We start from the raw sequence: 8,845 nt of genomic DNA on the forward strand, positions 1-8,845 counted from the left end.
GTTTCGCTCGGCGGGCCCTTGACGAACGGCTTGACGCTCAAGGAGGTGCGGCCGCGCTCGATCATCATCGATAGAAACGGTACGCGCTCCGAAGTGTTCCTGCCGCCAAACGCGCCCGGGCCCACGATTTACGTCCGATGACCCCGGTCCGCGACAAACAGCCGGTGAGCCTGTTACGACGGGCGTCCGTGTAGGGTCTATAGAATGATTGCCTGTATCCGCCGCGTTTTACGCGCGGGGAGCGGGCATCGAAAGCCACGCCGAGCATTGGCTCTGCGGGCGAAATTAATCCGAAATACGGAAGATACGAGGAAGTCATGCAACAAATGTGGATGAAGCGCCGCTACGAACTCCAGATGGCGCGTGAAGCTGGCAACACATCGGGCGCCCGCCGTCAGCGCGGTTTTACCCTGATCGAAATCATGGTCGTGATCGCGATTCTCGGTATTCTCGCCGCGTTGATCGTGCCGAAGATCATGAGCCGTCCTGACGAAGCACGCCGGGTGGCGGCGAAGCAGGACATCGGCACGATCATGCAGGCAATGAAGCTGTATCGCCTCGATAACGGCCGTTATCCAACGCAGGAGCAGGGTTTGCACGCGTTAATCGAAAAGCCGACGACCGAGCCCGCTACGCCGAACTGGAAGGAGGGGGGTTATCTCGAACGCTTGCCCGCCGATCCGTGGGGAGCGCAATACCAGTATCTGAACCCGGGCGTACACGGTGAAATCGATGTATTCAGCTACGGCGCCGATAGCAAAGCGGGCGGCGAGGGCAATGACGCCGACATCGGCTCCTGGCAATAAGACACTTCTACGTGAAGCCCACGCCGTGAAAACGCAGTACGAACCGGATCCAACCGCAGGCAACGCGAACCCACCCGTGCGGGCGCTTCGGCCGTGCAGGCAGGCGGGTTTCACGTTGCTGGAAATGCTGGTGGTGCTGGTGATCGCGGGGATTCTCGTCGGGCTGGCTTCATTGCAGCTTTCACGCAATCCCCGCACTGACCTGAACGAAGAAGCGCAACGTCTCGCGTTGCTTCTCGAATCCGCTGGCGACGAGGCTCAGGTTCGCGCGCGACCTATCGCGTGGCAGCCGCTTGACGGCGGCTTTCGTTTCGATATCCGTACGGAAGACGGCTGGCGTCCCATCCGCGATGACCTTTTGCGCGCGCGGCGGTGGGAAGGCGGCGTGACCGGCGTGACGATCCAGTACCCGGGTTCCGACCAAGGCGCGCAACGGCTGGTGTTCGGCACCGAAGCCATCGATACCCCGGTGGAAGTGACGCTGGAATCCGCCGCGGGACACGCGACCGTCGTCGGCACCGGCAACGGCCGGTTTCAGGTGCGCTGATGACATCGCGCGTACCGTCTAACACCCGCGGCTTCACGATGATCGAAGTGCTTGTCGCGCTGGCGATCATCGCGGTGGCGCTGGCAGCGTCGCTACGCGCCGTTGGCTCGCTGGCGACGGGCGAAGCGGAGTTGCATCGACGGCTGCTGGCGGGTTGGAGCGCCGACAACGAGCTCGCACAGTTGCGTCTCACGCACACCTGGCCGAGTCTTGGCTCGCATTCTTTCGATTGCTCGCAAGGCAATCTTCAGCTCGTTTGCACGGACACCGTGACGGCCACGCCGAACCCGATTTTTCGTCGAGTGGAAGTGATCGTTACGTCGCCGGGACAGGCCGGCAATCTCGCGCAAATTGTCACGGTGATGGCGAATGAAACCAATCGTGAGCTGTAGGCCGGGCGCGCGGGCGGGGTCCAGCGCGAATGCCGCCTCAGATTCGCAAAACGCGCAAAACCGGCGCGATGGGCAAAGCGCGCATCGTGCGCGGGGCTTTACGCTGATCGAGATGTTGGTCGCCATTGCCATTCTGGCGGTGATCGCGGTGCTGTCGTGGCGCGGTCTCGACCAGATCATGCGCGGCCGAACGATTATCACCAACTCGATGGAAGATGAACGCGTGGTAGCGCAGTTATTCGACCAGATGCGCATTGACGCGCGTCAGGCCGCAACCGACGACGAAGCCGGCCAGCCGGCCGTTTCTATCGCGGGACACGCTGTGCAGATCGTGCGTGGCGTGTATGCGGCTGGGGTGGCACCGCGTCTGCAAGTGGTGCGTTATCGGCTGGTCGATGGCCGTGTGACGCGTTTCGCGTCGCCGCCGCTGGGCAATGTGGGCGAACTGCGCCGGGCTTTATCGGCGAGTGACGGCGCGGACGGCTGGACCGCGATACCGCTGATGCGCGGCATCGCGACGTTTACCGCGCGTGCCTACGTGCTGAACAACGGTTGGACGGGGCAGATGAACGACGTGACGGCCAAAATCACGCAGAACGCCAACAACCTGAAAGTGCCGCAACTCGGCAATGCGCCGTTGGCGCGTTCGGTGACGGGCATCCAGGTCGCGGTCGGTGCGCCCAATCTGCCGCTGCCGATCACGCGCGTGTTCCTGGTCGGAGAATGACGATGCGTTCCCTGAGGCGTCCGAAACATGCAAAACAGCAAGGCGTTGCGATAATCAGCGCGCTGCTGGTGGTCGCGTTGTCGGCGATTATCGTGTCGGGCCTGCTTTGGCGTCAGCAAGTGCAGATACGGCGTATCGAGAACCAGCGCCTGCTTGCTCAAGCGCAATGGATCGCACGCAGCGCGCTGGACTGGACGCGGCTGATCTTGCGTTCGGAAGCCGATACCTCGCCGACCGTCACGTACCTCGGCGGTGTATGGGGTGTGCCGATCGCGAAGACGCGGCTGTCGGACTTCCTGGGTCAGATCGGGGAAGTGCGGGCCGAGCAGGGGGCATCGACTTATTTGTCTGGATCGATCGAGGACGCGCAGGCCAAGTTCAACCTCCGCAACCTTGTTTCCACGCCCACGCCGGGCTTGCTGATCGTCAACGTGCAGGAAATCGCGTCGTTCCAGCGCCTGCTCATCTTGCTCGGGCTGGATGGATCGCTGGCTAAAACCGTCGCGTTGCAGGTTCGCGCAGGGCTGGCGCAATCCGCGACGCGCTTCCAGACGCAACCGACGACAACGGCCGCCGCCACTCAGCAAGCGACGCTTGCCGGGATCGCGCAGAGCGGCGGCGCCACGGGCGGAGGAAATTTCACCGACGACCCCGGTCTCCACGATGCCGACAGCAATGCGCCCGTCGCGCCGCTGCAAATGATCAACGTGGAATCGCTGCTCGACGTGCCAGGATTTACCCCGGAAGCCGTCGATAAGCTTCGTCCGTTCGCCACGGTATTGCCGACCACGACGTCGGTGAACATGAACACGGCGTCGGCGGAAGTCATTGCTGCAACCGTTCCCGGCCTGAATCTCTCGCAGGCTCAGGAGTTCGTGGCGCGGCGCGAGACCGTGTTTTTCCACGATGTCAGCAATGTGCTGCTTGCACTGACGGGCGCGGGCGTGAAAACGGAGAACATCGATGCAACGCAGATGGACGTAACCACGAACTACTTCCTTATTCATGGCCGCGTGCAGCACGAGCGATCCGAAGTCGATCGTACGACGCTGATTTATCGCGATCCGACGACGCATAGCACGCGTATTGTCTACATTCGTGACCAGCTTTAGCGCGTTTGCCACGGCGGCGCGAGACCCGTTAACTTTTGATCCTGACAACAGAGAGAACGGCCTTTGAGCACATTGATCGTCCTACTGCCGCCGCGCGATCCGGCGGTCCGCTCCGAAGAGTGGAATCTGCCGGAGTTGCCGTTTCTGCTGCTCGACAAGCGCGGCGAAAAGCAGCGCGCAGGCCGCGCCGCGCTCGGCTTATTGCCGCGTGCGAGCGCGACCGTGCTGATCGTCGCCGCGCGTGACTTGTTGCTCACGGCCGCGCTCCTTCCTCCCTTGAAGGGGCCGCGTCTGCGTCAGGCGCTGCCCAACGTAGTTGAAGACCAACTGATCCAGGACCCGCAGACATGCCACATCGCTGTGGACCCGATCGCACTTCGGGGCGGGCAGCGGGTGCTGGCGGTCATCGATCGCGGCTGGTTCAGGTTCGTGCTCAATGCGTTTGCTAATGGGGGGCATCGGAACGTAAAGGCGGTTCCGGCAATGCGTTGCCTGCCGCCGCACGAGGGCGACGGCGAGTTTGTCGCGGCCGTGCTGGGCGATGTAGTCGCAACCGCGCCGATGTCGCCGATGTCACTGGGCGGTGAAGTTCCCTTGACGCCGCTGAGTGCCATGTCCACCACGCCGCGCGTCGAGATCGCCATCGCGCGCGGTGAAAACGCCGCGCTGGGCGAAGGTCTGGCCATTCCGGCGGATGCCGTCGCGTCTACCCTCGATGCGTTGTCCGGCGAGCAGGCGGTCACACTGTATTCACTTGCCGGCGTGCCCGGTATCGAGCCGCGGGTTTTTGCGGCGCGGCCGGGCGTTCAGGGCGCACTGGCGCTCAGTTTCGAAACGCTCGCGCGCAACGCGCTCGCGAATCGCTTCGACTTGTGCCAGTTCGAATTCGCCGCGCAGCCGTGGCGCCTCGACCGCGCAACCATGCGCCGACTGAAACTGCCAATCGCGCTGCTTGCGGGGGCGCTGGCGGTATCGGTTATCGGCATCAACATTCAGTGGCTGCAGCTCGCGCGCCAACGCGACGCCATCAACGCGCAAATGACAGAGACGCTGTTGAATGCGTTCCCGAAGACGACCGTCGTGCTAGACGCGCCCGACCAGATGTCGCGTCAGCTCGACCTCTTGCGGCTGGCGTCGGGACAGTTGTCGCCCTCGGATTTCCTCGCTATCGCCGATGCCTTCGCCCGCGCCCTTGGCCCCATTCCCGTGAACGGAATCGCGGTGCTGGATTACCGCGATAGGCGGCTCGACGTGACGTTCAAACCGGAAACGAAGGTCGATCCCGGTTTGCAGAGACGACTCATGGCGAACGGATTATCCGGCGCGATCGACACCAATACCGGCAACTGGACCATCAGGAACGGCCAATGAAACAGGCACTCAACGACACATGGGCCGAATTCTGGAGCGGCCGCACGCAGCGCGAAAAAACCATCTTGATGTGGGCTGGCCTGGTTGCCGCGATCGCGTTGGTGTATCTCCTGCTGTGGGCGCCCGCTTACGAAGGCCGCGCGCGGCTTCGCGAGCGCTTGCCGGTCATGCAGGCGCAGCTCGCGCAGATGACCGCGCAGGCCAATGAGGCGCGTGCGCTCAGCGGCGGCGGGCAGGGCGTGACGCCGACAGGCGGCGCATTGCGCGACGCGTTGACCAAATCACTCGCCGACAACGGCATGGGCGCCGGGCAAGTCCTGTTGGTTGGCTCGGCGGTTCAGGTGCAGTTAAAGAACGTGTCGTTTCCCGCGTGGACGGTTTGGCTCGACGATGTCCGCAAGCAGTTCAAGGTTCAGGTGGCCGAGACGCACGTCACGGCGCAGAAACCCGATGGGCAAGTGGATCTGACGGCGTCGCTGCAACCGGCTCAGACGCAATGAGCTACGCGACGCGACGGCTGCTCGCTCCGTGGCCGTGGTTTGCCGTGGCGGTGGGGTCCGTGCTCGTCACGTTGGGCGTCATGCTGCCGGCGGCGTGGATTGTGCCGGAGTTCGCGAAATCGACGAGCGGCCACATCAATCTGGTCGATCCGGCCGGTTCGCTGTGGCGAGGCTCGGCCACCTTGATGCTCGCAGCCGGCACCGACGGCTCCGGCGCGACCTTGCTGCCGGGGCGGATCGAATGGCGAACGTCGTTCTGGCCGCTCTTTGCCGGCCACGTGCGCATGCAGATGCGCCACACCGATGCCATGCCGGACGCAGTTTTCGTCGATGCCAGCAGGTCCGGCTCAACGCTGTCGCCCGGTGCGATCGCGGTGCCCGCGAGTTTGCTGGCCGGACTGGGCGCACCGTTCAATACGCTGGATATGGATGGCGACGTCCGGCTGGCATGGACCGAATGGCGGGTTCTCGGGCGTAGCACGTTTGGCCAGGTGACGGTGACGCTCGACAATATGGCGTCGCGGATCTCGCGCGTAAAGCCGCTCGGGTCGTATCGCGTGGTGTTTCTGGCGGTGGGCGAGGCGGGAACGATCGATCTGGCTACATCGCGCGGGCCGCTGCTGCTGTCAGGACAGGGAATGGTGTCCCAGGAATCGACGACGTTCAACGGCACGGCGACGTCGGCGCCTGAGGCACGAGCAAATCTGGCGGGACTGTTGAACCTGCTGGGGAGGCATACGGACCCCGATACCGTCGAGTTGAAGTTCGCGCGGATGCACTGAGCATGGGGAGGTGAGCGACCTCCCTGGACGGCCAGCAACGCAGCTACGCGTCACCCGTTGCGCGCTTACCCGTCCGATGCCTCATTCGGTCTTGGCGGCTGGGTTCGTAGCAGCCACAGCGGACGTTTTGGATGGCGCCGCGCCAACCGTTCCAGCCGCGCCCTTTGCTGGAACCGGAGCCGGCGCCGCCGCAGTGCCCGTCTCGCGATCCATCTGTGTGACGTCCCAGCCGCCACCGAGCGCCTTGACCAGGCCCACCGACGACACCATCCGCTCACCGGCGATACTCGCCAGCTTCTGCTGGGCCGTGAACGCCGTGGTCTGCGCGATCAGCACCGTTGCGAAGTCCACCGTTCCAGACTTGTACTCATTTTTCACAATCTCGAGCGCCTGCTGCGCCGACGCGACCGCTTGCTGCTGAATGCCGACTTCAGTCCCGAGAATTCGCAGCGACGCCAGATTGTCTTCGACATCCTGAAACGCCGTCAGCACGGTTTGTCGATACGTAGCGACGGCCTGGTCGTACGATGCCCGCGCGGCTTCGGTCCGGGCGGTGCGCAGGCCGCCGTCGAAGAGCGTTGCCGCCAGATCCGGGCCGACCGTCCAGACACGAGATGGCGCGCGCAGCAATTGCGACAACACGCTACTTTGAAAGCCGCCCGATGCCGACAAGGTCAGCGTGGGAAAAAACGCCGCGATCTCCACGCCGATCTGCTCGTTCGCGGCAGCCGCCTTGCGCTCTGCTGACGCGACGTCGGGCCGTCGTTCGAGAATAGCGGAGGGCATCGCGGCCGGAACGGTGGGCGGCGTGGCGTCGAGTGGCGACGCTGCGAGGGAGAACGTCGATGGCGGTTCGCCCACTAGCACGGCGATTGCGTGCTCATACTGCGCGCGTGCGACGCCGTTATCGACGGCTGAGGCCTGGGCCGATTGCAATTGCGTCTGGGCCTGGATTACGTCTGAACGCGCGACGGTACCTTGGGCGTACTGATTCTGCGTGAGTTGGAGCGTGCGCTGGTAGGCCGCGACGGTGTCGTCGAGGAGCTTTTGCTGTGCGTCCAGCGTGCGCAACTGGAAGTAGGTTTGCGCGAGCGTGCCTTGCATCGACAGGCGCTCGTTTGCCAGATCGGCGGCCGCGCTCTGCTCGCCGGCCCGTTGCGCGCCGACGGTACGGGTTACCGTGCCCCACAAATCCGGTTCCCACGACGCATCGAGCCCGAGGCCGAAGCTATTGCTCACGCCGCCGCTCGTGAACTGCGTGCTGTTTGGCCTGCTGCCGGTGCCTGAGCGCGAAGCTGAAGCCGATGTCCCTATGGTCGGGAAATAGGCCGCACGTGCTTCCGAGACCAGCGCCCGTGATTGCCTGTAAGCCGCCGCAAATTGCGCGATGTTCTGGTTCGAGGCATTAAGCCGCGCTTCGAGGTCGTTCAACTGGGGGTCGTTATAGATGGCCCACCAGTCTCCACGATCCTGCCGGTCGGCCGGTTGCGCCACTTTCCAGCCTTCCGCCGCTTCCTTGTAGGAGGCTGGGACCGCTGCATCGGGTCGCTTGTAATCCGGGCCGACGACGCAGCCGGCAAGTATCAATGCAGCAAGGAGGACGATCGAAGAGCGGCGATAAAAGAATGGGACTTGGGTGAACGGCATCTGCTATGAATTCCTGTCGGAGCCACGCGGTCTTCGCGACGGTAAGCGTTGCGCGGTGGGTCCGAGATGGTAACTGAACGCTTGCAAAAGGCGAGCGTTGGCAGCCGCTAGGGTAACGGCTTGAAAGCGGGGTGGGTATTACGCAGGGGAAGGAAACGGTTACGAGTCGTTACGCGTGGCGCAACGGTTCGAATCAAGCGTCGCAAGCTTTCACGCAAGAGGACAGTACGCGCTTTATGGCTGTTGTTTTGGCGGGATTAGGCTTGCGCACGTGCCGGTTCTCGAAATAGGCCGCGGCGAGGACCACTAACGATCCACCCGGCAGCAGGAACACGATCACGTAGAGCGCGACTTTCCACGAACTCAGGTTCGGCGGCAGGATGTGCAGCAGGGCTGCGGTCATCGACTGGCCGAAGCGTCGGCCGAGGGTGAGGGTGGTTTGGGCAGCGCGGTTCATCGGTAAATCCGGGGCAAAGCCGGGTAAATCCCTTATGCATCGAAGATTAGCCGATGCACTCAAGCGGTTAGAACATGGTCTCGGGCGGCGCGCGACGCGCATAACTCGGTCAACCAATAATATTGACTATGCAATGGTTTTTCAAGATACGTCGCGAGGCAAATTTTCCAGTGTTGTTTTTCGGCAATAGCGACCGCTGGGTCCCTGCTGCTGTCAAACCGGAGGTCATGCCCGTGCACTAACCCGAAAGGTTCGACGGCATTGTGCTGCCTAGCGCAATTTGACTTTACGGTCGGTAAAGGGCGGCCTTTACGGACGAGCCACGGCCCGGCGTGGAGGGAATAAAAACATGCCTAAGCAAGTGTTATTGCATGAACGCTAAACGGAATTGATGCCCTAGTGTTCAACCGCCAGGAATTTGTCGGATGAGTTCGGTCGATGCGTCCGAATAGAAAAAGCCGCGCTTTTTTCGAAAGGCGCGGCTTTTTCGGCTGAAAGCCATCT

General features: G+C 62.9%; 10 protein-coding genes. 8 read left to right on the forward strand and 2 right to left on the reverse strand.

Annotated elements, in window-relative coordinates:
- The first annotated feature begins 332 nt into the window (after window positions 1-332).
- The 8 genes from gspG to WCA53_RS12725 all read left to right on the forward strand — a co-directional run bounded on the left by gspG (window position 333) and on the right by WCA53_RS12725 (window position 6,237).
- On the forward strand, window positions 333-806 hold the full coding sequence (gene gspG / locus WCA53_RS12690; protein ID WP_423910298.1) for a type II secretion system major pseudopilin GspG: 474 nt from the start codon (window positions 333-335) through the stop codon (window positions 804-806).
- Window positions 807-882: 76 nt separating this feature from the next.
- Window positions 883-1,353, forward strand: a complete 471-nt coding sequence (locus WCA53_RS12695) for a GspH/FimT family pseudopilin (RefSeq protein WP_423910301.1) — start codon at window positions 883-885, stop codon at window positions 1,351-1,353.
- Window positions 1,353-1,745: a type II secretion system minor pseudopilin GspI gene (gspI, locus tag WCA53_RS12700; protein ID WP_423910270.1), complete on the forward strand. Its 393-nt coding sequence runs from the start codon at window positions 1,353-1,355 to the stop codon at window positions 1,743-1,745. The genes WCA53_RS12695 and gspI overlap by 1 nt, the downstream gene beginning before the upstream one ends.
- Window positions 1,723-2,472: a PulJ/GspJ family protein gene (locus WCA53_RS12705; protein WP_423910273.1), complete on the forward strand. Its 750-nt coding sequence runs from the start codon at window positions 1,723-1,725 to the stop codon at window positions 2,470-2,472. Before gspI ends, WCA53_RS12705 begins: the two co-directional genes overlap by 23 nt.
- Window positions 2,469-3,584 carry a type II secretion system minor pseudopilin GspK gene (gene gspK / locus WCA53_RS12710; protein WP_423910276.1) on the forward strand — a complete coding sequence of 372 codons (1,116 nt, stop codon included), beginning with the start codon at window positions 2,469-2,471 and terminating at the stop codon, window positions 3,582-3,584. The genes WCA53_RS12705 and gspK overlap by 4 nt, the downstream gene beginning before the upstream one ends.
- 63 nt (window positions 3,585-3,647) lie before the next feature.
- Window positions 3,648-4,955 carry a type II secretion system protein GspL gene (gene gspL, locus WCA53_RS12715; RefSeq protein WP_423910278.1) on the forward strand — a complete coding sequence of 436 codons (1,308 nt, stop codon included), beginning with the start codon at window positions 3,648-3,650 and terminating at the stop codon, window positions 4,953-4,955.
- Window positions 4,952-5,455 carry a type II secretion system protein GspM gene (gspM, locus tag WCA53_RS12720; protein WP_423910282.1) on the forward strand — a complete coding sequence of 168 codons (504 nt, stop codon included), beginning with the start codon at window positions 4,952-4,954 and terminating at the stop codon, window positions 5,453-5,455. The genes gspL and gspM overlap by 4 nt, the downstream gene beginning before the upstream one ends.
- Window positions 5,452-6,237: a type II secretion system protein N gene (locus WCA53_RS12725; RefSeq protein WP_423910287.1), complete on the forward strand. Its 786-nt coding sequence runs from the start codon at window positions 5,452-5,454 to the stop codon at window positions 6,235-6,237. Before gspM ends, WCA53_RS12725 begins: the two co-directional genes overlap by 4 nt.
- An 81-nt stretch (window positions 6,238-6,318) precedes the next feature.
- On the opposite strand, the gene WCA53_RS12730 is transcribed toward WCA53_RS12725, so the two are convergent.
- A complete protein-coding gene (locus tag WCA53_RS12730; RefSeq protein WP_423910292.1) occupies window positions 6,319-7,884 on the reverse strand; it encodes an efflux transporter outer membrane subunit in 1,566 nt (521 codons plus the stop codon).
- Between the two features lie 193 nt (window positions 7,885-8,077).
- A complete protein-coding gene (locus WCA53_RS12735; protein ID WP_423910295.1) occupies window positions 8,078-8,341 on the reverse strand; it encodes a hypothetical protein in 264 nt (87 codons plus the stop codon).
- Between the last annotated feature and the right edge of the window lie 504 nt (window positions 8,342-8,845).

The sequence above is a fragment of the Caballeronia sp. genome (genome assembly GCF_049581465.1).
Classification (GTDB): Bacteria; Pseudomonadota; Gammaproteobacteria; order Burkholderiales; family Burkholderiaceae; genus Caballeronia.

What these genes read in the sequence shown, in the direction of transcription:
- WCA53_RS12735 (WP_423910295.1), bottom strand. Translation starts at nt 8,341, where the DNA reads ATGAACCGCGCTGCCCAAACCACCCTCACCCTCGGCCGACGCTTCGGC.
- gspI (WP_423910270.1), top strand. Translation starts at nt 1,353, where the DNA reads ATGACATCGCGCGTACCGTCTAACACCCGCGGCTTCACGATGATCGAA.
- gspK (WP_423910276.1), top strand. Translation starts at nt 2,469, where the DNA reads ATGACGATGCGTTCCCTGAGGCGTCCGAAACATGCAAAACAGCAAGGC.
- WCA53_RS12705 (WP_423910273.1), top strand. Translation starts at nt 1,723, where the DNA reads ATGAAACCAATCGTGAGCTGTAGGCCGGGCGCGCGGGCGGGGTCCAGC.
- gspM (WP_423910282.1), top strand. Translation starts at nt 4,952, where the DNA reads ATGAAACAGGCACTCAACGACACATGGGCCGAATTCTGGAGCGGCCGC.
- WCA53_RS12730 (WP_423910292.1), bottom strand. Translation starts at nt 7,884, where the DNA reads ATGCCGTTCACCCAAGTCCCATTCTTTTATCGCCGCTCTTCGATCGTC.
- WCA53_RS12725 (WP_423910287.1), top strand. Translation starts at nt 5,452, where the DNA reads ATGAGCTACGCGACGCGACGGCTGCTCGCTCCGTGGCCGTGGTTTGCC.
- gspG (WP_423910298.1), top strand. Translation starts at nt 333, where the DNA reads ATGAAGCGCCGCTACGAACTCCAGATGGCGCGTGAAGCTGGCAACACA.